We start from the raw sequence: 25,284 nt of genomic DNA on the forward strand, positions 1-25,284 counted from the left end.
GAGATTTCCCACAAGACCTTTGGTCTTGGTAAGACCCCTTGTAGATGACGAGGTTGATCGGCCTGAGGTGTAAGCATAGCAATATGTTCAGCTGACAGGTACGAATCGGTCGAGGGCTTAACCTACAATTTAATTTTTTCTTCTCCACATACACTTGCTTCCATTCTAATTTTCAGGGTGTGAAACACCCACAATTTTATACGTCTGGTGATGATGGCGGAGGGGACCCACTCGTTCCCATCCCGAACACGACCGTTAAGCCCTCCAGCGCCGATGGTACTATAGATTAATCTATGGGAGAGTAGGACGTCGCCAGGCAAATCTTAACCCCCACTTCAAATGAAGTGGGGGTTAACTTATGAATACGACCATATTACAAATCTAATGCGATATGCAGGAAAATTAACATTTTCCGCAGGGGTTATTATTATAACTTGACAAACTAAATAATAATATTGAATCATCTATATTTATATCTTGGGTGGCCTCTTTTTGAGCAGCATGTAAAGTCATTTGTGTATGCTTATGATTTGACGTGACAATTTCATTGGAAAGGAGTAGCGGATAGAAAACGTTATTGTGGTATAAACCTAACTGGGCATAGTAACAATGATTGGGTAGTAAATTAGAAAACCGTTGTGATTTTGTAGTAGGGGCGGTCGTAATTTGTTGATAGGTTTTAGCCATAGGATTGGTTATATCATATAATCGTACACAAATTTTACATGTTTTTTTTAATTGAGGTTGATTTTTAAGAACGACATTCATACGAGCAGGCGTGATATTCCAGTACATAAATGCCTTGGTTTCGTTAATTTTGAAGAGCTTCAAAAAGCTCTTCATTTTTATATTTAAGTTTCTATTCATCTTAACTCACCTACTTATCAGAAAATTCTTCAATAATATCTTGTAAGTGGGGGGTTGTAACTGGAAGATGTAACCACAATCTTTTGCCTCTTTTTTTTATCGGAATATCGATCCATCCTTGTCTTAATTTATATGATGTAACCTGCTGCAAATTCGACAGGTTAGATTTTGTCTTCGCTTTTTTCATGACGACAACGCTCCTCACACATATAGTCGACAGTATACCTATCACCCATTCAGTTCAATTCATTTATACATTAAATTTTCTTAGTAAGATATGCACAGGTTCTCTTACCAGAAGCTTATGCAACCATACGGTGCGGTTATTTTGCTTGATTGGAATGTCGATCCAAGGAGTCCCTTGAAAACGTAATAAGAGTTGTATTTGTCTCGCTGTAAAGGTGTCTCTCCTTCTTTTTTTTTTCCTAAACTCATTTTATTAACTCCTTTTATTGAATTGGGTAGATCGGATTGATTACGAAGAACGCAAATACTTTAATACCACATCTAATTCATTTAGATGAAATGGAATGTGCACCCATACCTTTTTGCCTTTATTTTTAATGGGGACATCCAACCACCCCATACTGTTGAGATAGGCATCTCTTTTATTTTTGTTTGTTATCATGTTCTCCTCCATATCGCCCGCTAGTATATATTACTATACGCTCAAATATTTTTATGTGATTGGGCAATGCGATACGTGTTATATTCACGAAAGGAGTTTTGACATGGGAAGTCGCACGACACGCATTATTCAGCTAACATTTCCATATACCCAAGATCTGAGTGAAGTAAAGGAACTGGCCATGTTTATTCCGCAATGGCTGTTACTGAAGAAAATGGCAATGTTTTTTCAAGCAAATCATGTTAAGAAAATCACACTTGCCATTCCACCTCAGTGGTTAATCACAGTCACTAGCGACACTTTTAAAGAAAATTTTGCTTTACTGTTAGGTCATTCTGAGAAACAGAGCGATGAATATATACAGTGTTTGTCCTTTGCAAACAAAATCAGGTACAATATTTTGCCTTTCTTAAAAAAACTACAAAGAAATCACGACATAAATATAGTCGCTATGCCTATGTCAAATGTACACTTTCCTTTTGTAGACTCAGAAAAAAGTATTGATTTACAAATTGGGTGTGCTTTAGCTGTTTATGAAAATGTTCTAGCCTATCGTCCACTCGGAATTTTGCTAAGTGATTCTGGTTATAGTGTAAAATTAGATGCGCACTTCAGTCGACTTGGGTTAAAGTTTTATATCGTTCAAGGAAAAAAAATGAAAATCACCGAGCAGTCGGGGATAAAGGGCTATACTGCCGTAAAAGCCGGTTGCGATCATTTAAGGATGAATAGGGTGTATGATCGCTTTTTTTCGTTTTTTAGCTATCAACATACGGATACGATGGTCGACCCCAATCACTTTGAGTGGATCGATGATGAAAGTAACTTAATGAACCCAAAAAATGATTGGATATATCCTTTAACACATGAATTAGAAGAAAAAATAGGGTACTTACATAAACGCCCCCTAGATGAACAACAAAAATACGCCTTAGCAGAAATCACGGGTTCTTTCATAAATCTACAAAGCAAAGATTGGGCTTTATCTATGAACAATGCTCATATAGCAAAATCCTATAAGTTAAAGTGGATGAAGAACTATCACGCTATTAAACAAAAGATGCATGAGTTAATATCGAAAGCATCAACTAACCCTATAGGGGATAAGACTTCTCGAAGCGCTGTATTTAATTATTTGTTTCATCCTGCAATTCCCGCTAGCGCTAGCCATAAGCCCACTTTACGAATTTTAATGTTATCCTGGGAATATCCGCCTCGTATCGTAGGTGGTCTTGCTACTGCTGTTGCTGGTTTAGCTGAAGCACTTAGCCATTTAAATGTTGAAGTCCACGTGATCACCAGCATGGCCATTCAATCTCCAGCTTACGAACAAGTTAACGGGGTACATATCCATCGTATTCATGTGGAAGATACCAATCAGGATCAAAATTTTTTAGAGTTAATGATTCAGCTCAATGCATTAATGGTGGATTATATCGAAAAATTACTTGATTCAGGTATATCTTTTGATATGGTTCATCTACATGATTGGCTAGTATATTTTGGTGGAGATTATCTCAAACATGAACATGAAATTCCGGTTGTCGTTACCATACATGGGTTGAATAAGAGACGTGGTGAAATTGACCCCAACTATCAGAATAAAAAAATCGACTGTATTGAAAAAGATTTGATTGTATTAGCAGACCACTTGATTGTATGTAGCTGTTCTACACAAAAAGAGTTAACGTCAATAGCCCCTCAAACAAACAATAAAATATCGGTCATTCCAAATGGCATTGGGCTTCCAAACAATCATTCTGAACGCTTAGATCAACAGCTGAATAAAAAAAATCAAGTCATCTTATTTGTGGGTAGATTGGTTCCGGAAAAAGGTGTCGATCTTTTCATTCGTGCAGCACCCATGATCTTAGCGCATCATCCACATGCAAAGTTTGTTGTAATTGGAGAGGGGTCAAAATTAGACCACTATAAGCAATTAAGTATGAATCTAGGTTTAATGAATCAAATAGATTTTCTGGGTTTTGTTTCAAATCAACTACGTGACGAAATGTATCGACAAGCAGATGTATGTGTATTCCCAAGTCTGTATGAACCTTTTGGAATAGTCGTACTCGAAGCCATGTCTTTTGGTGCCCCTGTTGTTGTTTCTAATACGGGTGGACTTAAAGAAATTGTCCATTCTTTTAAGAATGGACTGATCATGAAAAAACATTCAATTGATGAATTGGCCAGTAAGGTTGTGTGGGTATTAGATCATCCCAAAGAAGCGCAGCAATTGGCCCACCAGGCTTATCAAGACTTAGATAAAAAATATAGCTGGGTTAAAATCGCGAAACAAACGATCGCTTTATATCAATCACTTTTGTGAATGACTTAAAATCTGCTGTTTCAATGGCCTATTGTTCCTATTAATTTCTAGGATTACCGCGCATAGTGGTGACATAGCGCGGTTGCTTTCCTACGGACTGCGTATCTATAATGGTGTTTGTGGAAGTGGAAATCACTTGTACTTGATTGGAATTGGATAACGTAACCACTACTAAATCTCCATTTCCTGTGATCGTAATCCAAGATGGACTACCATCTACAGAAATATCTTTTATGACTTTATTGGTAAGTGTAGAAATGACGGATACTTTATTTTGAGTTGACCTAGCCACGTAGATTCGCGTTTGATCGGGTGTAGCAACCATGATTGTAGGGCTATTAATGATGATCGTATCCACAATCGTCTTGGTAGCTACATCAACCACTGCAATTGAATTGCTTGATTTTGTCGTGATATAGGCAAGGTTTTGGTTTTCATTAGGCTGTACAAAGATAATGTTAATCGGATTGCCCATGAGATTTAACTTAGGCACTGTTATCGGTGTATCATCTGATGTATGGATAATAGAGACCGTTTTTTCACCTGCATTTGCAACATATACTACGGTACCATCTGGAGACATGGTTAAGGCTTGTGGGTTGTTCCCTACAGCAATGGTTGAGATCACTTGATTTCTGGTCGTATCAATGACCGTAACAGATCGACTTCCAGCATTCACTATATATGCTTTTGTCCCATCTGGCGTTAAAGCGATATTACGTGGGCTACTCCCAACAGGAAGGGTTTTTATTGTTTTTTGATTCAAATTGGTGATAACTGTTACCGTTCTACTTCCAGAATTAACGGTATAAAATGTGTTATTATCATTTGAGACGGCTACTGCGCATGGATTATTCCCTACATTAAAGGTCGTAATCTTTGCTGTTGTTGTATTATAAAGCGTCACTTTTCCGGGATTACTTGTATTGGTGTTGGGAATAAATAAATTTAAATTATCAGGAGATATGGTAAGGGATTTGGGGCATTGTTGTGTTTTAAAAGTTGGTAAAGGAGATTGGAGGGGCTGTGTTGCATCTAAAATTGATACTGAATTACTCAGCGTGTTGGTAATATATGCGATGTTCGATTCACTGGCCACCATCATATCTAGCAAACTCTTTTGTAAATCTTTCGCTGTTTTTAAGAGAATCTTCAGATTGGTTTCATTTGGATGGCTTCTAAAACCTTTTAGTGTGGAAATGAACTTGCGTAATTTTCGTCGCAAAGATAACTTTGAAAATCGATTCAAAAGAGTCTTTTCCATTCTTTTGTTTAAACATAGGGCTATCTCATAGACTGTAGTCAGGTTACTTACATGATTTGCTTTGAGAATTGCATCTATATTGCGATTGATTTTTTTGCATATGGAGGTCAACGCTACTTCCATCAAGACTCCCCCCTATGATGAAGTAGTGGATGGAACGGATACAGGCTGTGTTACGATAAAGCGTGGATTAGAAAATACATCTGTCGTTGTTGAGAGGCTATTATTGCTCGTTAAAATGGTGGCTACACGATTAGAGTTAATGAGCGTGACATACACTTTTGATCCATCTGGAACTATTTCTGCATAAGTAGGTGGATCGGAAAATTTGATTTGTTTTACTACTTTTAACGTTTGTGTATCGATAACGGAGACAAGTTTGGGATTTTGCTGTACCACGTATAAAGTCTGATTATCAGGTGAGATCGTGGACACAGTTGGATTATTACCAGATAACGTTATTGTTTTAATCACTTTTGACTGATTTACATTGATGACTACGAGGCGATCGTTACTAGAAGTGCTGATATAAGCACGCGGGTTGCTTTTGTTGGAGTCAAAACGTATGAATAGCGGTCGCCCACCTACATTAAGTTTGGGAACAGAGATAGGAGAATCATTGTCTGTACTAATAATTGAGACTGTATTTTCACTGCGATTAGCTGTATACACTTTTGTTCCATCTGGAGATGACGCTACCTGAATCGGATTAGAGCCGACTGTTATCGTCCCTAAATGATCTAAAGTAGAGGCATTTAGTACACTTACTGTACTATCACCGCTATTGGCGACATACAGCTTTGGAATTTGATTGACCTGGCTAAGCGCTAGTGAAGAAGGTGTGCGTCCAACAGCCACATTTCTTCGCGTATCACTGCCTCCAATTGGAATACGGGTAATGTTATTTGAACCTCGATTGGCAGTATAGATACTTTTACCATCTTGGGAACTGGAAACCCATACGGGATTATTACCGACAGTAATTGTCGTAGCTGTATTGGTAGATACTGTATACTCGGTCACTTTACCTGGATTAGAAGTTCCTTGATTGGCAATGTATACTTTGTCTAAATTAGGAGAAGCGATTGCCGCATATACGGGTTGTGATTGTGAATTAAACTTAATAATTTGATTATCTGTTACGGTATTCAGTACCGACACAACATTTGCATTCTGATTGAGAATATAGGCATTGGTTCCCGAAGACGTATCAAGATTTGATTTCAATTGTGATTTTAATTGAACCATCCTGCATCTCATGCGTCTTATAATCGGATGAGATGGATTTCTTCTAAATGATTGGATGAAATGAATAATTTGATCGATTTGATTCATGATTTTTTTTTTCGATTTGTTATTTATACCACTTAACCGAACTCGTTTTTTTAGAAAGAGGAATAGCTGAATCAAATGTTTGGATTTTAAGCCTCTCCGCAATGTACGTACATTGATTTGCCCTTGTATGACTGTGACACAACGAATCAGTGGCTTTAGACTTTGCAACCGAAATCGACTCATTGTACATTCGCTCCTTTGATTAGGGTCAAGCAAATGGTTCTGTAACAATAAAACGCGGGTTGGACATTACTTGTAATGTCGTAGCAAGTAGATTGAGAGAAGTATTAATGACTGCCACTAGATTTTTATCATTTAATACCACATAGGCCTGACTTTCATCTGGTGTGAGTGCAACAGTTATTGGGTTTCCTGGTAAAGCAATATTTTTAATGATTTTAAGGGATTCAGTATTAATGACGCTTAGCTGATTTCCCCCTTGTTGACATAGATAGAGTGTGGCATTATCCGATGTGATTGCAGATGTAATGGGGTTGTTAGCCGTAATCGTTCGAATTACCTCTGATGTCGAAACGTCAATCACTTGTAGAGCTGAATTACTTGTCGTACTGATGTAGGCGATAGGACTGTTGGCACTGAAGTTAAATCGGATAAATGCAGGCCGTCCTGTCAGACCGATCTTAGGAACTGAGACAGGATTATCATCTTCAACGTCTATCACTGAGATGGAATTTTCTCCTTGATTGGCAACATAAATTCTTTCCCCATCAGGAGACGCAACCACTTGATTAGGGTTTTTTCCAACTGGAATCGTTCCCAGAATGGATAGTGTAGAAACATTTACCACACTAACGGAATGATCATTGTAATTGCAAACATATAGTTTGGATTGATTAGTCGAAAAAGCTAATGACCTTGGTGAGCTTCCAACAGTAACACCTCTTACGACGCGGTTTGTAACATTAATGACTGAAATCGTATTTGTGCCCGAATTTGCTGTGTATACAAGATTTCCGTTTGCAGATACCACAACCCAAGCCGGTTTATTATCGACATTAAACTGAAAGGTTTGATTGGTGGATACTTGATACTGTGTCAGCTTACCTGGATTAGTGGTTCCTTGATTAGCTACGTATACAAATTTTTTATCACTTGAAATTGCCGCATAGACTGGTGTTGCTTGTACTCGAAATGTATTTGTTTGATTTCCAGTAAAAGAATTGATAACGGATGTCGATTGCGATCCTTGATTGAGAACATAAAAATGAACAGAATTAGCGACTTCTATACGCTCACGCATACTGGTGATCAATTGTTTGATCGCATTCTTGATCTCGCTAGCAAACGTTCGTTTAGATGATACTGTCCATAATTCAAATGAATGAATAATGGGTAAGGTGTTACTTATTAATTTCATTTTTAAATTTTTGTTTATTTCACTTGTACGGAGTTGACCTAAAATATATTGAAATAACTTTTTGAGACGGAGAAGCTTTTTTCTATTCGCTAAAGAACGCTCACTTATTTGATTATGAATTATGGCTAAAAACCTGGTGACACTATTAAAATCAAATCTCCTTTGATTACTCGTTTGACCAATTAAATATTTTCTCAACATCATATTCAAGTCAATGATGTCTTGTTTGATATGCGCCACGAAGTTTAAAGATTTTTTTTTCTGAAATAATCGCAAGGTGAGTATGATATTATTGATTAACTTCAGCATCTGCATCTCACTTTTTTTATCTAATCCAATTGATTTCATATTCGATCGAACAAAGCGCATAGCATGTATCAGTTGCACTGTAAGCTTACGATTTTCTAATTCCACGCTACTGATTTGAATTTGAATGGTAGCGAGAAATGGGAGAATCGCTCTCATTTTGTCCATCACTCACCCACTTCCTAGTCGAGCTATAAAGTGTGAATATATCGTAATATATTCCAAGTGCATGCATATGTGCTAAATTTAGATCGAACTGATTGACAGAGCTACTTTTACACTATATACTGTTATTAACAGTTACTGTTAATCACAGTATATAGTGGGGAGCTGGAAGAATTGAAACACACGGGTCGACATACTGCTGAGTTTATTTTGTTATTTTTAACGGAACAAGATTTTTATGGCGGAGAACTTCTTCAAAAATGTGAACAAAAGATCCCTTTTAATCCCATTGACAGTGCTATTTTATACCGTACACTCAAAAAACTTGAATATGAAGGTAAAGTTCAGACTTATATCGATACATCTCGTCAAGAGAAACCGGTAAAGATGTATCAAATTACAAAGGAAGGGGAACAACAACTGGTTCAATTTGAAAAAGATGTGGAGCAAAAAGTGAGTAATTTGCTGTTTTTTTTAGATCAATATAAGAAATGGCAGGACTTAAAACATGATTAGTGGTGTGGTTCTGTATGCAATCGCGATTTTTTTGCTCGGAATATCCTTTCAAAAAAATCGAAGTAAAACGAAAAAAGCGATCGTAAAGGCCAGAAAGATGATGCTAAATCTACTTCCTGACATTCTCTCTATCATGATTTTGGTGGGTTTATCTTTGTCTATTCTTACTCCTTCTTTCATCTCGGCTGTGATAGGAGATGATTCAGGTATTGTTGGCGTGATCTTGGCAACCATTCTTGGTTCTGTTGCATTGATCCCTAGCTTCATCGTGTTTCCACTTGGACAGACCATCTTACATAATGGTGGAGGGCTACCACAAGTAGCCGTCTTGATGTCTACATTAATGTCGGTTGGAGTACTTACCTTGCCAGTAGAGAAAAAAATATTTGGAAGTCGATTTGCTTATGCACGAAATGGAGCTGGGATTGTGATGTCTCTTCTCTTTGCAGTTCTGGTCTGGGGGGTATGGAAATGAATGGGATTAGAAAATATGGATTTACACTGATGTTACTGCTCGGTCTTCTCCTATTAACGCGATTTAATCAAAAGGTGGGATGGCAGGCAGTCGAACTTACTTGGTCAAGCATCCAAAACATGTTATTTTTACTTCCCCCTATTTTAGTCTTAGTCGGATTACTTGATCAATGGGTACACAAAGAGCGGCTCATGAAATACATGGGTCAAAAAGGGGGTCAAAAGGGCATATTGATATGCTTGTTATTAGGGGGGATTGCAGCAGGACCCCTGTATGTTGCATTTCCAATCGCACTTCTATTGCTAGAAAAAGGAGCTAGCATAAGATATATCGTATTTTTCCTAGGCGTGTGGACAACAGCTAAATTACCAGTTGTGATATATGAATGGACATCTTTTGGTTTGACGTTTACCCTTCTTCATATCGGGTTTGGATTACTATTTTATTATTGGCTCGGCATATTATTTGAAAAGATGTATTCTCCTCACCAAATCTTAAGTAAAAACAAAGCTTGAACATCACGACATTTAATCCGTATGTCTTGATGTTCAAGCAGTAGCAGGTGTTTTTGTGAGGGAGTCATTTGAAGTAATACTATTATTCTTATTTATAAAATTCATTTTAATCTCTTATATACGTTATTGTCGAATCCATCTTACTGTACCATAGGTCTCAGAAGCACCAAATTGATCCATCGTATTCTCATCTTGCGATACTGAAATCCATAATGTCCCTGAGTTACTTAGACCAATATTAGGTAATGGAACATCATTCCAATTCCCGATTAAAATTCCAGTCCCTCCTAAATTAGCTGCATTTGGAAGATAGTAGCCTGTGAATTCATTAGCAAACTGTGATCCTTGAATGCTACTTGAAGACGTCCAATAAATCGTACGTGAGGTATCATTCACAATCTCTGTAATATGAGTAGTAGAACCATCTGTTCCCACCCAAACCCCTGTTAATGACATCACTTCACCTCCTATGTTTATTTCATAACGTAATGCTGTCATATATTTATTGCTTAGTCCAAGTGAGTGTGCCATAAGCTTCTGAACTATCATTCCTTTGCATAAAGTTTTCAGCAGCGTTAACTTGTAACCATAATGTACCAGAATTTGAATTATTTATATTAGGAGAGTCATCCCAAGTTCCTACGATATATCCTACCCCTTGACCGGTAGATGATGAAGGGAGATAGGCACCTGTAAACAAGTTTGTAAAAGGAAATTGTCCCGTTTGAAGAGAAGAAAACCACCGAATCAATCTTGCGGTATCCGTTTGTATTTCTGTTATTTGTGTAATAGAACCATCATTACCTGCCCATGTTCCTGTTAAGCTCATTGTATCACCACCTTATAAAAAACAAATTTCAATATGTTTATAATTTATTCATTTCACGAAAACATGTATAAGCAGATGTGCGTAGGTCAAAATATATTTTTTGATAAAGAGCGACAGGTATATACGCGATCGAGAAATTAAATCACACTTAAAAAACCTATTTCAAATAGGATTGCATCAAAAAAGGTTTGAAGGGGGTGAAAACAGGATCATGTCCACGTTCTCACCACCTGCTAGAAAGTTGTTTCTCAAGTTTCCACGACTAAAAAATAAGTGATGGAAACCATTCATTGGCTAAATCTGGCGTTTCATGACGATTTTATGATTTGCTGTGGGATTATCCTGAACCGTCATCAAACAGATTTTGTGGAATGGTCTTTAGCAAAATCAAAAGCGATTTTTCCATCTTTTAATACGAGAAAAGCATCGAATTTATTACCTTGTTTAGATACAAACCCTTTCAATAAATTCGATTTCCCTTTTGTAAGGAGACGCTTAACCGTTGCTGGAGATATCTTTTTCTTACAATACTGCTTAGGTAATGAAAATTTGCAGCCCGATCGATAACCACTACAGCCATAAAATTTCTGATGCGCGACTAGTGGTTGTTGGCATTGTGGACAGGGGCCGATTGGGCTCGTGATAGCTGACGTTGTTGCCACGTCGATGTGCCATGTTTTAGATTGTGCTGTGGCATGTTTGACTAAGTGAGCAGCTAAAGCTTTAGATCGTTCAATAAAAGGCAGGTGGGAGCGTTTACCTTGTCCAATTTCTATGAGATAGGCCTCCCATTTGGCAGTTAAATCAGGTTTAGCAAGTGGCGTGCCAGCGATGGCCTGCACCAAAGTTTTCCCTTTCTCTGTTACCATTACGGTATTTTTGCTCACGGTAATATAATCACGGTCTTTCAAGGTTTGAATCATCCCTGCACGTGTGGCTTCGGTGCCTAATCCAATCGCTTTAGATTCAATATTCTCATCTTCAATATGCTTTCCTGCTGTTTTCATTAATTGAATGAGTTGCCCTTCTGTATAAGGTTTAGGTGCCTGTGTCATGCCTTCTTTAGGAGAGATGTGGGCACGAACTTTTTCTCCTTTTGTAACACTAGGCAGTATCATCTCGTCTTTTTTTGCCTCTTTTTTAACCTCGTCTAAATATTTTTTCCATCCAAAATCGATGGGAACACGTCCCACACTCTTAAAATCAACATTTTCTACTGTGGTTTGAATGATGGTTTCCCGATACCGATAATCGGGTGCATGTATAGCGATGAAGGAGCGTGCAATTTCGTCATAGACTTGACGTTCATTTGTATTCAACTTATTTAAAAAGGGCAGTTGTGTAGTCGGTAAAATCGCATGATGGTCGGTTACTTTCGCATCATTTACGTAACGTTTATTTTGTAGCACCTTTTGCGGAGGATCAGGAATAGCAAATGAAGCAGACAGTCTTGCTAATAGCTCAGGGAATGTATTTGCTTCTGCTTTACCCACGTACTGTGAATCTGTACGTGGATATGATACATACCCTTTTTCATATAATCCTTGTACCACATTTAGTATTTGTGTAGGAGAAAGTTTAAAGCGTCGATTCATCTTGGTTTGTAATGTACTTAAAGAATGAAGTTTAGGAGGAGCGATCCGTTTTAAGTCAGCGGTTACATCTGTTATAACGCCTGGTAAACCTTGTAGTCGCTCAAAAAGTGCATATGCTTCTGCCCGATCTGTGAAGCGTTTGCGATGTTTCCCCGTATACAAATCCTCATTTTCTGTATGAAACTCTCCCACTAATTCCCAAAAATGCTCAGGTTTAAAGTTTTCGATTTCTACTTCACGCTTGCGAATTAGCGTAAGGAGTGGAGTTTGCACTCTACCAGCGGAAAATACGCCGGCTACACCTTTTGCTTGTAACAGTAAAGTGTAAACACGTGAAGCGTTCATCCCCACAAGCCAATCACTATAGGAGCGTGCAAGTGCTTCATGATAAATGGGTTCTGTAGATTTACCTGTGCGCAAGTTTTGAAAAGCTTGTATGATGGCATCGCTCGTTAATGAAGAACTCCATAATCTTTTTATGGGTTTACGCGTCGCGCCTGCCATTTGTATAATCCATCTGGCAATTAACTCCCCTTCACGAGCAGGGTCTGTGGCGATAATGATTTCTGAAGCGGATAAAAGATGCTTTTTTATTTCTTTATAATGATGCGCTTTTTCAGCGACAATTTGATGCTGAAACGATTCTGGAATAAGCGGCAAGTCGTGTAGGTTCCATTTTTTCCAGTTGGATTCGTATCGCTCGGGTTCTGCTAGCGTAACCAGATGACCAATGGCCCATACTACAGTCGCCCCTTGTTTAAACAGGGAGCAATGCTGAATTTCGATGTGGTTCTTCTGTCTACGATGGGGAAAAGGACTCGCTAGCTTACGAGCCTGATCCGGTTTTTCTGCTAAAATCACAACCATATATATCCTCCAAAAAAGTAGATTTACTTATTATAACAACCTTAGGACATCTCTGCGGGTAAACTTCGGCATAAATTTCGATAACATCCTAACGCAGTTGATTAGAGATGAATAGATTAAACGAGAGAAGGGATCATTCGTGTCGACAAGCAATCAGACACTCGCGCCTGGTGACATGGTATCATTTGACACCAAGCGTGTTGATTTGCATTATTTTTCCATTTTAGCGTCGTAGATTTTGCTCTCCATGCACTTTCGCCTTGCAAAGAAGCTGAAAAGACCGCTCCGCCAAAACCTTACGGCGCTCCCAAAACTCCCTATCGGTCAAACAGGTTGTCCGCTTCTTCCTTCAGGTTTTGGCTTCGCTAGGTACGGCTCAAAGGCATTTCCGCTCAAAATACACCTCCTAAATTACTGATTTGACACATTAATTTCAAGCAATGGTCTTACATTTAGTCCTCCAAATGAGCTTGTTTAGAACCGTATCCATTCGTTTTATCGTGTCAGTTAACCCGGTAGTAGATGCCAATTCTCAATTTGACTCGCGTTATGGAATTAGTATTAATGGTCAGACCCCTACATTAGATGCGACATACTTTAATGAAACCAATGATCTTTCCTATTCGAAGGCTATTATCACACAAGTAATCGGTGAAACTTTCAAAGATATATCATCTGAAACTCAGGAGGGTCTCTCACCACTTTTCCGTTCGGAGGACGAGGGGTCTCTGCTGCCTTAATTGAGTCAGAACTGGTTCCTAATTAAACGGGGGTTGGGTGATAGACATAAAGGAGGCTGGTCTCATCATGAGAGACCAGTCTTTTGTGCAGTTAAGAGGTAAGAAGCAGGAATTTGTACATTTTGATTCGCCAGATGGGCAAAGAGAGCAGAAATATCGTGCGGGTATTCTTCAAACATATGGATGGATAGTTGATTCTGTATGATGGCAGACATAATCTGCGATAAGGTGGGGTCAAAATTGTAATAAGATGTACTTGTATAGGTTGTCTGAGAAACATAATCAAGTCCATCTTGAAAGACACGTGGTTCATCAAGAAAATAATCATATTTAAGGGTTAGTGGGTTTACTTTATCTTTTTCATCTAACAGGAGTAGTAGAGGATGGATGTCATAAATCATTACGATTCCATCAGGAGCAAGTAGCCGGTGTACAGTCTGAAAGAATAAGGATAAATCAGGAAACCACATGAGACTAACGGATGAAATATAAACCAGATCAAACTGGTTATCATAACATTCGTCTATTTCATAGATATTAGCTTGTACAAAACGGCATGAGATTCCGGATTGAGTAGCTAATTGCAGAGCATATTGAATGGCTTTATCGCTAAAGTCAAAGCCAGTACAAGCACTAGCGCCTAAATTTTTCAAAGATAAGGTTTCCATACCATCATTACAACACAAGTGAGCCACACGCCTACCTGTAATGTTTATAGATTTAAGTTTAGACGTTACAGTTTGATCTAAACAAGAGTAACCCGCATTCATAAAGCGTTTTTTTTGCTCTTCCTTTGCCTTAGCATGTAAAGATGCGACTTGATTCCAACTTTCGCGATTAGCTTGAATGTAATGGTTTATTTTCATCGTGCACGCTCCTAGTGGGCTAACATGACAATATTATAGCAAAACCAGTAGCAATATGGTGATAGACATATCTAATCGAATATTATATACTATATATGAACATATGTTCATATATAGATGATGAGGGTGATCAATGATGAAGCGAAATGAGCATCACTTCTTAAAACCAGAAACGGTTGAAAATACAGCTAGGATCTTCAAAGCATTAGCTGATCCTTCGCGAATCAAAATCTTATATCTGCTATCACAAGAGACTTGTTCAGTCAATCATATTGCTGAAATGTTAGGGATGACACAATCAGCTGTATCACACCAACTAAGCCTGTTGCGCAATTTAAAGCTGGTGAAATACAATCGCGATGGCAATACTTATTACTATACTTATAATGATGATCACGTCATTACGATATTAAATCAAGTTATTGAACATGTAGCATGTGAGTAGGGAGGTTATTAATATGGGGCACCATCATGGACATGATCATGACCACCAACATTTTGAAGATGCTCGTTCCGGAAATAAACAAGGGCTATTCATCGCGCTATGTATCACCAGTGGGATTATGTTTCTCGAATTTTTTGGTGGACTGATTACAAATAGCTTAGCACTCCTATCCGATTCGGGACACATGCTTAGCGACGCCAGTTCACTTTTTCTTAGCCTGATGGCCATTTGGTTTGCATCCAAACCGCCATCATCACAGAAAACATATGGATACTATCGATTTGAAATTTTGGCTGCCTTATTTAATGGCATCACCCTATTTATCATAGCTGGCTTTATCATGTGGGAAGCATACCAGCGTTTTTTTGATCCACCAGTTGTGAAAAGTGGTATGATGATGCTGATTGCACTGATTGGTTTAATGGCCAATCTAGTGAGTGCATGGATTTTGATGCGAAAAGGTGATGTGAAAAATAATGTCAATTTAAGAAGTGCATATCTCCATGTGATTGGAGATGCACTAGGTTCAGTTGGTGCGATCATAGCTGGAGCAACCATTCTGCTATTTGACTGGTACGTTGCAGATCCCATCATTTCGGTCGTTGTCGCAATACTCATTTTAAAGAGCGCGTGGGGAATTATTAATCACACGGTTCATATTTTGATGGAAGGCACACCTGCATCAATAGATCCTGATGATATAAGAAGAGAACTAGAAAAGTTAGAGCGCGTGATTAACGTACATGATTTGCATATTTGGACTATTACATCGGGATTACATGCGCTCAGCTGTCATATTTTAATCGAAAAGAATACGGATCATCAAATGATTTTAGAAGCGTCACTTGAAAAATTGCGCACTTCGTTTCATATCGAACATGCCACCATTCAGATTGAGACATCCGATCAAACACATCGAGAATTAAAGATATAATAGATTAAGAGATTAAAAATAGTTAGAGGTACAAGCTTATGTGAATCGTCATGCATAGTATATATAGAAAGGCCAGGGAAGGAGAGAGTAGGATGGTAGATTTGACAGGAACCTGGAAGGGCGATGATGATTCGACAACATATATACAACAAATAGCTATGGGTTCATCAGCTAAAATGTTGCAGTGGTACTCTATTAAAGATAGTGTTTTTTCAAATATATTTGTAGGAACATTCTTAACGGATGTTTCTAGTATACAAGGAAATTGGGTGGATGCCCCTCCTAATGGGTTGGGGAATCAAGGTACATTAGAACTCAGTTATAATCCAGGAGAAGATATTATATTTGCAGACGCTGCAAGTGAAAATTACGGAACCACAACATGGACAAGAATTGGATAAATCACTAAGGGAGACCCTGGAAAGCTTAGTATCTTCCTGGGGTCTCTATATGTATTTTTTATTGTGATTATGAAATTCGCATACATAGTGAAACAGACAAATCGGGAGGTGTTTACTTGTGAAAATATTTAAATGGGTATGGATAACGCTTTTGTTGTTTCTATGGGGATGTAGCTCACTTTCAGAATGGGAATTTGATCCAAACGCAAAAATGGTATCGGTTAAGGTTATCCAAATCGTGGATGGAGATACGATAAAAGTGAACATAAATAATCAAGAAGAATCTGTTCGTTTACTACTCGTCGATACACCTGAAACATCGCACCCCAAGCTGGGTAAGCAGCCTTTAGGGGATGAAGCGAAAGCTTTTACCACGAAAATGGTAGAAAATGCAGATGAAATCAAGCTAGAATTTGACCAGACGAAACGGATAAATATGATCGCTTACTTGCATATGTCTACGTTGACGAGAAAAGCTTGCAAGAAGAGTTACTCCGTCATGGCCTAGCTCGGGTGGCATACGTATATGAACCCAATACAAAATATGTAGACGAATATCGTACCCTTGAAAAAGAAGCCCAAAAAAAGCGAATAGACATCTGGCAGTGGGAAAACTACGTTCAGCGTGACGGCTTTAAACCTGAGTTTGCTGGCAAGTCAAACCGTAAAGTGCGATGTTCTGATTTTACAACCAGTGCGGAAGCAACCGCCTATATGAAGCGCTATGATATCCAGGGCATGGATGGTGATCAGGATGGCATCGCTTGTGAAAATTTGCCGTAGTTAAAATAGGCTAAGTCATATGTGGTTAACAGAATCCATGTAATCCAAGGTTAGACTTCAATTGTTAGACCATTTTCTGCAGGAATACTAACCTGATTGAGAGTTTGGATAAAATCAAAAAGAAGTACAACAATCATTTGCAAGAAATGACCAATGATGCTGTGCAGCTGTATCTTGAAGTGTTTTATGGCGAAAAAGTGGAAATGGTATTGAATGAATACAAGAAGCAAAAAAGGTAGCAAGTAACCCATTCTGAACCCCAAAGAAACAATCTATCAAACATGACACAGACGCTCTAGTACCGACTACAGAGGCTTGAACGCTATCATAGACCACGTGGTCATTTGCTACGTGATGTTGTCCTATGATCATGTGGTAGACGTGAACAGGTGTTCAATCGGATGTAAGAGCAGGGAGAGTTATTTTGAAATAAGAAGCCGTCCACACTATAAGGACGGCCTCACTATATTAATCCTCATCAAACATCAAATCACAGCTTCATACATTAGGATGTGTAACCCATATATCAGCTCCAATGAGAAATTTCTTTACTGTATTTATTGTAGCTCTTCCAGCATGTCTTCCCCCACTAATCGATTATCTAAGCTACAAGTTTCTTTACCTACTTATCTTGAGTATCTACAATATGTTTCGTTAGAGCCATTCCATTTATCATCCGCTCTTCCTTTTAATCAATTTAAGATGATTCATAAGACAAGGATAGATTCACATAAACTCTTTTTGTAGAGTTCTTTTGGAATGGAGAGAGATGAATGTCTGTTATATATGTGGGACGTATCAATGCTGGAGGAGGAGGAGGCAATGCACCGATTGATGTAATAGATAGTAAGACAGAAACAGTCACAGCTAAGTTAGAGATGATCGGCGAACCGATCTATATTGCCATAACCCCAAATGGTCAATTTGCTTATGTAGTGAACCAACTAGATAATGGTGCTAGTGCTGGCAATGTAACGGTGATTGACATAAAAACACATGCAATCATTGCCATTATTCAAGTTGATCGTGTACGTTTTCCAACAACTAGACCGCTTGCTTTCACGCGTGATGGTCAATTTGCTTATGTAGCCAATGAGGCTAGTGGTACTTTGACTGTGATTGATGTGAAGACACATGCCGTTATAGGGCATATTCAGGTGGGGGATGGAGCGCGTTCTGTTACAGCGATTCCTGGGCAACACTTGGTTTACGTCGCAAATGCTCGTGCCCCCGCTACAATTTCTGTCATGGATACGAATTTGCATCGTGTAGTAGCTACCATTCAAATTGGTGATGAAATCACTGATATGTTGGTAACACCCAATGGTCATTGGGTCTATGCGCTATGTTCAGATATCGGAACTGTTGTAGTCATTGATACAAAGAAACATATCGTTTTGAGCAGTATTATAGTTCGAGGCTTACCGACGTATCTTGCCATTACACCCAATAGTCAGTGGGTCTATATTGCAAATACCGTCATGCTAGGATCAGTTACAGTGATTGATACAAAAACGCAAAAAATCACTGCAACAATATCTGTCGGAAGCGCTCCGAGATTTATTGAAATTGCATCAGATGGTCGCTTGGTTTATGTGGCAAATCGAACAGTGTTAGGAACTGTATCTGTGATTAATGTAAACATGCAAAAAGTGATTGCAACGGTTTCTGTTGGAGCATTTCCGATTGCGCTTGCAATCACGCCAAATGATCAATCTGTTTATGTGGCAAATAATACAAGTCCAGCATTCGTAACCGTGTTTGACACCAAAACATACAGGGTATCTTCAAAGGTGCTGGTTGAAGCACTTCCAGTTTTTATCGTGTCCACATCTTAACAATAGGTAATATTCTAAGTGGCATACATCAGACCCCCCAATTCTATCAGTGGCAAGACGCTGCTCCACCTGATTCCCATATGTTTCAGTCTTGACTGAAACAAGTTCGCTGGATGGAACTTATCTAGGATGTGTCTAAAAACGCATTATTATGTCAATTTATAATTTAAGGGAACTGACGTGACCCGTACAACTATCCACTTTCCGATAAGTAGTAAACCGACCTTTATACATTTAGAGAAAGGGTATTTGTGATGCTTTAAAGCCACCATTATATTCATCTTGTGCATATTATATTTTTTTTTGCAAATACTTTATACCTAGTAGGAGGCCAAAAAAATCCCATAAAAGGAATAACACTTCTGCAGAAAGTTACATAATTGGAGGGAATAATAAAATGTTAACAATAGTAGCCAAAATACATGCAAAAAAAGGAATGGAGCAACACGTTTACGATGAATTAAAGAAGTTAATCGAACCGACTAGATCTGAAAAAGGGTGTATTCAATACGATTTACACCAATCTATCGAAGATCCAACCATCTTTATTTTTTATGAAAATTGGGAAACAAAGCCTTTATGGGAAGCTCACATGGAATCTAAAGACGTTAAAAAGTGGAGAGCATCATCTGGAGATACCGTGGAGTCGTTTGAGTTGTATCAGCTTCAAAAAAAATAAGTTTATCAAAGGTGATGACGTGACGCTAACAGCTGATTCGTTAGATTCAGATTTTCGTAGCTTATATCAACGATAGGATTGCAGTCCAATCTTTCATCTCATGTTACGCATACGATCCTTGACTTTTCAGCCACCTTCTCACGTAAAAAGGTGGCTTCATGATGTGTAGGTATCCGCTGGGTCACATCTCTTGGTTATGGATAGGCTATACTTGATGCTTTATATGAAACGAGGAATCTATCCTGATTCAAAAAAACGTGCATTTACAGATAAATTTAAGCGATAGATCGTTCAACTTGAAGGGGTAGCGGGGGCACTGTATCGATTACAAATTCATCAATCATAGGCACAATAGAAAGAATACCGATTCATATAAGAATAGATAATGGATAAGGGATAAAGAGAAATATAAATATCCTCCTTATACTAAAAAGTAATATATTATTTATACTGGATTTTAGTATAAAGAGGCATATAACAATTATCTCAGAATATAATTGTCTATAAATGTAAAAATGCTTTTAAAAATCATTTAAAACCAGTAGTGTTGATTATCCAAATTTAGGAAGTGTATTTTGAGCGGAAATGTCTTGGCGGAGCGGTCTTTTCAGCTGCTTTGCAAGGCGAAAATGCATGAAGAGCAAAATACACGACGCTAAAATGGAAACATAATGCAAATCAACACGCTTGATTTAAAAACGTTTTTCAACACGTGCTAAGACATCAGCTCGAATGGCGACGAGTTCGGGATATTCATAGAAAAATGCGATTTTCTGGCTTTTGATCGAACTTAGATTAGTCGGTTTGGGACTAAAAATAAAATATTGAAAAGACTCGGCAATATCCTCAACAGGGGAGGTTGTAGCATATTCACTTACAAATTGCGAGCGATATTTGTTGTAAAACGCAGTTTGTCGTGCTTCACTCGTCTCTATCTTCTTTTTCTTCCACTCAGTCTCTATTTTCTTCCAGAATTTGTTGTAAAACGAATAAAGATAACTCTCTTGGTTTGGACAATCACTCCACTCATCAAAATAAGCGGGACATTCTAGTTCTTGTTGATCAGATGTATAGCGGTCTTCTGTAAATTGCTCTTGATTTAAGGTTAGAATATGTCCAAATTCATGAACTAAAGTGGTAGTCAGTTGTTTTTGGTCTTGATTATGCTTAATGTTGACACCTAATTCCACTCTCATATTGTACATATTGACATATGCCGCAAAGTCGCCGCCTTGAAATAAGTACAACTTATCGACTTGATGATAAGGAGCAGGAATAATATCATTCCATAAATCCCAAATTGCAGTAGCTGTACGCTCATGTTTGGAATTGTAGTTCCAATGCTCGGACTCAATGGCAATGTTATTTAATTTCCCTTCCTCTGTCATAAAATAAGCAAGCTCTTCATGTTTTTCATTCGTGCGATATATCGTAACGTGCTCACTCAAGTTTCCATGACTTTTACGGATGTTTTTAAGCGTACGCTCACCTTGTTGTAAACATTGTGCAAGCCAACAGTAAGGTAAATCTACTTTCGCAACATCCTCCTTTAAATAGTTAGCAGATAATGAGCGATAAGAGGGTTCAGATGCCACATTACGCTGTACAGCTTCATCAATAAGTGAGCAAGCTGGTAAGAATAGAAGTAGAGATAATAGCATAACTAATTTTTTCACATTACGGTCTCCTTATGTATATTTTTTACAAATCTTATCTTAACATAAGATAAGGGGATGCAATGAAACAAACTTATCATCAAAAATTATAAATTTTAGTAATATTTGATATAATAAAGGGGTATTTCTCAATTAGTTGGAAAAATAGCGCAATCGACATGACTGCTTTTGAACGGAGCGTGATGTGTGACATGGCTTACTATAACTCAGTTCGTGCTTTCCTCATTGAACATATGATCGTAGAGTTTGAAAAGATTTGCATCGAGATTAAGCTAGATCCAAACCGTGATAACCAAGATATGGATGACTTTGAATTAAATCGAAAGATATTAATTGAATTGCGGAAACGGCTACAAGATTATGATCAAGAAGAGATGATCCGTGAAGGGATGAGGTGGTATCATGATGAAGTGGGAAAATAATTCACATCGTTTGTGAACAGGGGGGTAAAGCATCTCGTGCAAATAAAAGAGATCAGACAGTTAGATGATGCAGACATCGTAACGCTTTCACATCTGTTACAAATTGTGGTACAGGACGGAGCATCAATTGGCTTCTTACCACCCCTAAGTGAGGCAGTAGCAATGAAGTATTGGCAACAAGTCCTTGAGCCGTCTACTACCCTATGGATGGCGATGATAGATGATCAAGTGGTCGGAACCGTTCAACTGATCAGATGCCAAAAAGAAAATGGGATTCACCGAGCTGAAATTGCAAAATTGATGGTTCATCCAAATATCAGAAGAAAAGGAATTGCACGGCGATTGATGGAGGTTGTAGAGATGCGAGCTCGAGCTGAAAATTTAAAATTGTTGGTGCTGGATACGCGTGCTGGAGATCCATCTAATCGCCTGTATCAATCGCTACAATACTGTGAGGCGGGTCGTATTCCAATTTATGCACGTTCAGCTAATGGGGAGCTACATGAATCGATTTTCTACTATAAAATATTATAATATTGGCGTAAGCTCATTAAAATAGGACGAATCACACCTTGTAAGGTGTGATTCGTATATAGCAGATCAAGATTTACTTTCTACCGGTTTCATAGGAGGTGCGGTTTTTTCTTCGTCTTGGTTCGATGTACGTAGTGGGATCTCTTTAATAAAAAATGCCACAATTAATGCAAGTAGAATCGCACTAGCCCCCACTAGAAAAACCCCATTAATAGCGTAATTAAGTGCTTCTCGTAATGTGAGTAGTATCTGATCAAACAGGGGTGTAAATTCTGCTGGTAATGTAGCGCGAATGCTTTCTAGTTGGTCTGGATTCATAAGTGCTTGCGGATCTTGTAACTGACCTAAGGTTTGACTCATTTCAGACGAAGGAGTGGGAGCTGTTGTAGCAGCACGCTCTTCCATAAGTTGATCCTCCATTAAAATGCCCATTATCGTCCCTAGAATGGCTACGCCAATTGTACCGCCAATTTGACGGAAAGTTTGCATGGTAGAAGTAGCCACGCCTAAATATTTATGATCGACAGCATTTTGAATGGCTACATTAAACACAGGCATGGTCATCCCAAGACCAATTCCAGTTAAGACCAATTGGGAAATCGCTTGCGTTAAGGAAGAATTTACTTCTAGCATGGAGTTTAGGAAAATACCAGTACCCATAAGGGTAAAGCCGATCAAAGCAAATATTTTATACTTGCCTGTTTTCGAAATGAGGGTACCAACTGTCACGCTGGCAGCGACCATCGAAATGGTCATTACCATCTCCACGAGGCCAGAAGTTGTAGCAGATTGCCCTAATACACCCTGGACATAAAAGGGCATATACATAATGGTTCCAAACATACCTACACTCATAAGCGCGCCAGCAATATTGGCTACTGTAAATATGCTGTTGCGAAACAAATGGAGTGGAAGTACAGGGCTTTTCACCTTAGACTCGATCCATATAAAGGTAATGAATGATAGCACCGTAATTGAGAACAGTCCGATAATCTCGACGGATAGCCATTCATAACGATTGCCAGCCCATGTAAACCCAAGTAAGAGTGAAATAATCATGATGCTGAGGACCAATGAACCTAAGTAGTCGATCGGCTCTTTTTCACCTGTACGAACATGGTTAGGATAAAGCTTCCAGATCAAAGCAAACGCAATAAAACCAATTGGTAAGAAAATCCAAAAAATCCAATGCCAGTCGTAGTTGTCAACTAAGTAACCACCCAATGTGGGGCCGAACAAGCTAGACAGACCAAATACACCGCCCATTAATCCTTGCCAGCGTCCACGCTCACGTGGGGAAAAGAGATCGCCTACAGTAGTGAGTGCAGAAGACATAATCATACCGGATCCAAAACCTTGAATGCCTCGAAAGAGAATCAATTGATAGATGGTAGAAGAGGTACCACTTAAAAAAGCCCCCACCATAAAAATACTAATTCCGATTAAAATAAATATTTTTCTACCGTATATGTCGGATAATTTTCCGACCAGCATAGCCGTTATCGTAGCCGTTAACATATATATGGTGAATACCCAATCAAAGTAATCCATGCCGCCAATTTGCGCGATAATCTTGGGAAGTGCCGTTCCGACGATTGTCATATTAATTGCGGCAAAAAACATAGCAGACATAATGGCGATCATAATCGTGATTTTCTGCTTTTGTTCTAAATGTTCCAAATGAAGGTCCTCCTTTTAGAAGTAGGTTATAAAAGTAGTTTTTTGATTTTAGGAATAAGGGCTTGTAATGCGGGCTCTTTTTCTAAGTAGCTAAGTAAGGCATCTATTAAAAAAAGACGTGGTTCTTCTAATGCGATTTCTTCTAAAAGTAACGTGTAAGATTGATATAATTTGGGTTGAGAGATCTCACACAACTTTACTTCTATTTCTTTTAGTATTTGTTTAATTTGATCATCGCGTGCTTGGGTGGCGGATACAATGCCTAAAAAGTCTTGAATGGCACTTTCTGCCATGAGTGGCGTATCCGTATGATCTTTCAAAGCAAAGATGATGATATCCATACGCTTCACGATAATATCTGCGATCACTTCGGGATGGATGGGTGCTTTCGCTTCAGTTGCAATCATAAGATGTTCCTTGACCATGCCTTGCAATGCGATTACCATATCCCACACATAAGGTTTAATCTGATCTCCATAATGAGCACATAAGAGCTCTTGTTCTCTTAGCATGATCTGTGCTTTGGTTTTTCGCATGACTTTCTTGATTTTTCGTTTATCTTTTATAGGGATTTCTTTGAAGAAAATAAAATTGAAATCTTTGCGTTCCAAATAACCTTTGATCTGAAAATGAATTTGCGTAATCAGTTTTTGTTTCGGTGATAGATGAGGGTCAGCTGTTAATTCTTGTATTTGCTTCACAATCGACTCACTATGATAAATAAAGACACTTTCAAATAAAGCTTCTTTTGATGGAAAATATTTATAAATTGTACCCTTGGCAATACCACATGCATCGGCAATATCTTGAATGGATGTGGCATGATAGCCGTGGGTAGCAAAAGATTGTATCGCAGCATGAATAATTTTAAGTTCTTTCGTGTCCACTTCGATCCTCCTAAAAACTATACGGTCAAAATGAAAACCAGTTGGTCATTACTATAAAATGTTATGTCAGTTTGATACAAATGTCAATATCCAACAAATAGGAGCAAAACGAAAAACAGCGTCCTTGTGTGATAAGGACGCTGTCACCGATTAACTGACTTTATAGCCTTTTCCCTTACAGGCATCACACGTTTTGGGGATTTTGATCCAACCTCTGCCTGTATCTTTGATTTCATCTATTTTCTTTGTACCGTTACACCAATCGCAGATGATTTTCACATTTTTCATTTGAAGGCCTCCTGTTGATACTTATATATATGTGTATCA

27 protein-coding genes and 2 rRNA genes are annotated in these 25,284 nt (G+C 38.3%); 15 read left to right on the forward strand and 14 right to left on the reverse strand.

Going from position 1 to position 25,284, the window contains the following annotated elements; all coding sequences use genetic code 11:
- Nucleotides 1–125: ribosomal RNA gene (locus IC619_RS12135) — 23S ribosomal RNA — on the forward strand; the annotation flags it as partial.
- Nucleotides 126–203: 78 nt separating this feature from the next.
- Nucleotides 204–318 (forward strand): 5S ribosomal RNA (gene rrf / locus IC619_RS12140).
- An 84-nt stretch (nt 319–402) separates the two neighbouring features.
- On the opposite strand, the gene IC619_RS12145 is transcribed toward rrf, so the two are convergent.
- From IC619_RS12145 to IC619_RS12155, 3 genes are all read right to left on the reverse strand, one after another.
- A complete protein-coding gene (locus tag IC619_RS12145) occupies nt 403–867 on the reverse strand; it encodes a DUF4912 domain-containing protein (RefSeq protein ID WP_191140562.1) in 465 nt (154 codons plus the stop codon).
- 10 nt (nt 868–877) lie between these two features.
- Nucleotides 878–1,054 (reverse strand): hypothetical protein, encoded by a 177-nt coding sequence (locus tag IC619_RS12150; RefSeq protein ID WP_191140561.1) that lies wholly within the window; start codon nt 1,052–1,054, stop codon nt 878–880.
- A gap of 288 nt (nt 1,055–1,342) precedes the next feature.
- On the reverse strand, nt 1,343–1,495 hold the full coding sequence (locus IC619_RS12155; protein ID WP_191140550.1) for a hypothetical protein: 153 nt from the start codon (nt 1,493–1,495) through the stop codon (nt 1,343–1,345).
- Nucleotides 1,496–1,598: 103 nt separating this feature from the next.
- On the opposite strand from IC619_RS12155, the gene IC619_RS12160 reads away from it, so the two are divergent.
- Complete coding sequence (locus IC619_RS12160; RefSeq protein ID WP_191140549.1) at nt 1,599–3,827, forward strand: glycosyltransferase; 2,229 nt, start codon at nt 1,599–1,601, stop codon at nt 3,825–3,827.
- 40 nt (nt 3,828–3,867) lie between these two features.
- On the opposite strand, the gene IC619_RS12165 is transcribed toward IC619_RS12160, so the two are convergent.
- From IC619_RS12165 to IC619_RS12175, 3 genes are read right to left on the reverse strand one after another with little or no spacing between them, the layout of a single operon-like run.
- Nucleotides 3,868–5,214, reverse strand: coding sequence for a YncE family protein (locus tag IC619_RS12165; protein WP_191140548.1), 1,347 nt, complete (start codon nt 5,212–5,214; stop codon nt 3,868–3,870).
- Between the two features lie 12 nt (nt 5,215–5,226).
- The gene (locus IC619_RS12170) at nt 5,227–6,609 is read right to left on the reverse strand and encodes a YncE family protein (RefSeq protein WP_191140547.1); all 1,383 of its coding nucleotides are present in this window, start codon (nt 6,607–6,609) and stop codon (nt 5,227–5,229) included.
- 25 nt (nt 6,610–6,634) lie between these two features.
- Nucleotides 6,635–8,278: a beta-propeller fold lactonase family protein gene (locus tag IC619_RS12175; protein WP_191140546.1), complete on the reverse strand. Its 1,644-nt coding sequence runs from the start codon at nt 8,276–8,278 to the stop codon at nt 6,635–6,637.
- Between the two features lie 171 nt (nt 8,279–8,449).
- Here IC619_RS12175 and IC619_RS12180 point away from each other — a divergent pair, with 171 nt between their 5' ends.
- Genes IC619_RS12180 through IC619_RS12190 form a run of 3 tightly spaced genes read left to right on the forward strand, consistent with a single transcriptional unit; the run spans nt 8,450 to nt 9,781 of the window.
- Nucleotides 8,450–8,791, forward strand: a complete 342-nt coding sequence (locus IC619_RS12180; protein WP_191140545.1) for a PadR family transcriptional regulator — start codon at nt 8,450–8,452, stop codon at nt 8,789–8,791.
- Complete coding sequence (locus tag IC619_RS12185; protein ID WP_191140544.1) at nt 8,784–9,266, forward strand: hypothetical protein; 483 nt, start codon at nt 8,784–8,786, stop codon at nt 9,264–9,266. Before IC619_RS12180 ends, IC619_RS12185 begins: the two co-directional genes overlap by 8 nt.
- Entirely contained in the window at nt 9,263–9,781 is a 519-nt protein-coding gene (locus IC619_RS12190; RefSeq protein WP_191140543.1) for a permease, read from the forward strand. Before IC619_RS12185 ends, IC619_RS12190 begins: the two co-directional genes overlap by 4 nt.
- A gap of 123 nt (nt 9,782–9,904) precedes the next feature.
- On the opposite strand, the gene IC619_RS12195 is transcribed toward IC619_RS12190, so the two are convergent.
- The 4 genes from IC619_RS12195 to IC619_RS12210 all read right to left on the reverse strand — a co-directional run bounded on the left by IC619_RS12195 (nt 9,905) and on the right by IC619_RS12210 (nt 14,678).
- Nucleotides 9,905–10,237, reverse strand: coding sequence for a hypothetical protein (locus IC619_RS12195; protein WP_191140542.1), 333 nt, complete (start codon nt 10,235–10,237; stop codon nt 9,905–9,907).
- Between the two features lie 46 nt (nt 10,238–10,283).
- Entirely contained in the window at nt 10,284–10,610 is a 327-nt protein-coding gene (locus tag IC619_RS12200; RefSeq protein WP_191140541.1) for a hypothetical protein, read from the reverse strand.
- Between the two features lie 353 nt (nt 10,611–10,963).
- On the reverse strand, nt 10,964–13,072 hold the full coding sequence (locus IC619_RS12205; RefSeq protein ID WP_191140540.1) for a type IA DNA topoisomerase: 2,109 nt from the start codon (nt 13,070–13,072) through the stop codon (nt 10,964–10,966).
- An 805-nt stretch (nt 13,073–13,877) separates the two neighbouring features.
- A complete protein-coding gene (locus IC619_RS12210) occupies nt 13,878–14,678 on the reverse strand; it encodes a class I SAM-dependent methyltransferase (protein WP_191140539.1) in 801 nt (266 codons plus the stop codon).
- 136 nt (nt 14,679–14,814) lie between these two features.
- On the opposite strand from IC619_RS12210, the gene IC619_RS12215 reads away from it, so the two are divergent.
- From IC619_RS12215 to IC619_RS12245, 7 genes are all read left to right on the forward strand, one after another.
- Nucleotides 14,815–15,123, forward strand: coding sequence for an ArsR/SmtB family transcription factor (locus tag IC619_RS12215; protein WP_191140560.1), 309 nt, complete (start codon nt 14,815–14,817; stop codon nt 15,121–15,123).
- Between the two features lie 13 nt (nt 15,124–15,136).
- The gene (locus IC619_RS12220; protein ID WP_191140538.1) at nt 15,137–16,057 is read left to right on the forward strand and encodes a cation diffusion facilitator family transporter; all 921 of its coding nucleotides are present in this window, start codon (nt 15,137–15,139) and stop codon (nt 16,055–16,057) included.
- Nucleotides 16,058–16,149: 92 nt separating this feature from the next.
- Entirely contained in the window at nt 16,150–16,458 is a 309-nt protein-coding gene (locus tag IC619_RS12225; RefSeq protein WP_191140537.1) for a hypothetical protein, read from the forward strand.
- 118 nt (nt 16,459–16,576) lie between these two features.
- Nucleotides 16,577–16,966 (forward strand): thermonuclease family protein, encoded by a 390-nt coding sequence (locus tag IC619_RS12230; RefSeq protein ID WP_191140536.1) that lies wholly within the window; start codon nt 16,577–16,579, stop codon nt 16,964–16,966.
- Nucleotides 16,936–17,241: a thermonuclease family protein gene (locus tag IC619_RS17110; protein ID WP_283770972.1), complete on the forward strand. Its 306-nt coding sequence runs from the start codon at nt 16,936–16,938 to the stop codon at nt 17,239–17,241. The genes IC619_RS12230 and IC619_RS17110 overlap by 31 nt, the downstream gene beginning before the upstream one ends.
- Nucleotides 17,242–18,014: 773 nt before the next feature.
- The gene (locus IC619_RS12240; RefSeq protein ID WP_191140534.1) at nt 18,015–19,079 is read left to right on the forward strand and encodes a YncE family protein; all 1,065 of its coding nucleotides are present in this window, start codon (nt 18,015–18,017) and stop codon (nt 19,077–19,079) included.
- A gap of 397 nt (nt 19,080–19,476) precedes the next feature.
- Nucleotides 19,477–19,758 carry a putative quinol monooxygenase gene (locus IC619_RS12245; RefSeq protein ID WP_191140533.1) on the forward strand — a complete coding sequence of 94 codons (282 nt, stop codon included), beginning with the start codon at nt 19,477–19,479 and terminating at the stop codon, nt 19,756–19,758.
- 692 nt (nt 19,759–20,450) lie between these two features.
- Here the strand turns inward: IC619_RS12245 and IC619_RS12250 are convergent.
- Nucleotides 20,451–21,434: a hypothetical protein gene (locus tag IC619_RS12250; RefSeq protein ID WP_191140532.1), complete on the reverse strand. Its 984-nt coding sequence runs from the start codon at nt 21,432–21,434 to the stop codon at nt 20,451–20,453.
- A gap of 191 nt (nt 21,435–21,625) precedes the next feature.
- On the opposite strand from IC619_RS12250, the gene IC619_RS12255 reads away from it, so the two are divergent.
- Together IC619_RS12255 and IC619_RS12260 are read left to right on the forward strand one after the other, a co-directional pair.
- Nucleotides 21,626–21,856, forward strand: a complete 231-nt coding sequence (locus IC619_RS12255) for a hypothetical protein (protein WP_191140531.1) — start codon at nt 21,626–21,628, stop codon at nt 21,854–21,856.
- 36 nt (nt 21,857–21,892) lie between these two features.
- Nucleotides 21,893–22,390 (forward strand): GNAT family N-acetyltransferase, encoded by a 498-nt coding sequence (locus IC619_RS12260; RefSeq protein WP_347239795.1) that lies wholly within the window; start codon nt 21,893–21,895, stop codon nt 22,388–22,390.
- Nucleotides 22,391–22,456: 66 nt separating this feature from the next.
- Here IC619_RS12260 and IC619_RS12265 read toward each other — a convergent pair whose 3' ends face one another.
- From IC619_RS12265 to IC619_RS12275, 3 genes are all read right to left on the reverse strand, one after another.
- Nucleotides 22,457–24,070, reverse strand: coding sequence for an MDR family MFS transporter (locus tag IC619_RS12265; RefSeq protein ID WP_191140529.1), 1,614 nt, complete (start codon nt 24,068–24,070; stop codon nt 22,457–22,459).
- Nucleotides 24,071–24,096: 26 nt separating this feature from the next.
- Complete coding sequence (locus IC619_RS12270; RefSeq protein ID WP_191140528.1) at nt 24,097–24,957, reverse strand: TetR family transcriptional regulator; 861 nt, start codon at nt 24,955–24,957, stop codon at nt 24,097–24,099.
- Nucleotides 24,958–25,107: 150 nt separating this feature from the next.
- Entirely contained in the window at nt 25,108–25,245 is a 138-nt protein-coding gene (locus IC619_RS12275; protein WP_191140527.1) for a hypothetical protein, read from the reverse strand.
- Between the last annotated feature and the right edge of the window lie 39 nt (nt 25,246–25,284).

The sequence above is a fragment of the Polycladospora coralii genome (assembly GCF_014773435.2).
Lineage (GTDB): Bacteria > Bacillota > Bacilli > Thermoactinomycetales > Thermoactinomycetaceae > Polycladospora > Polycladospora coralii.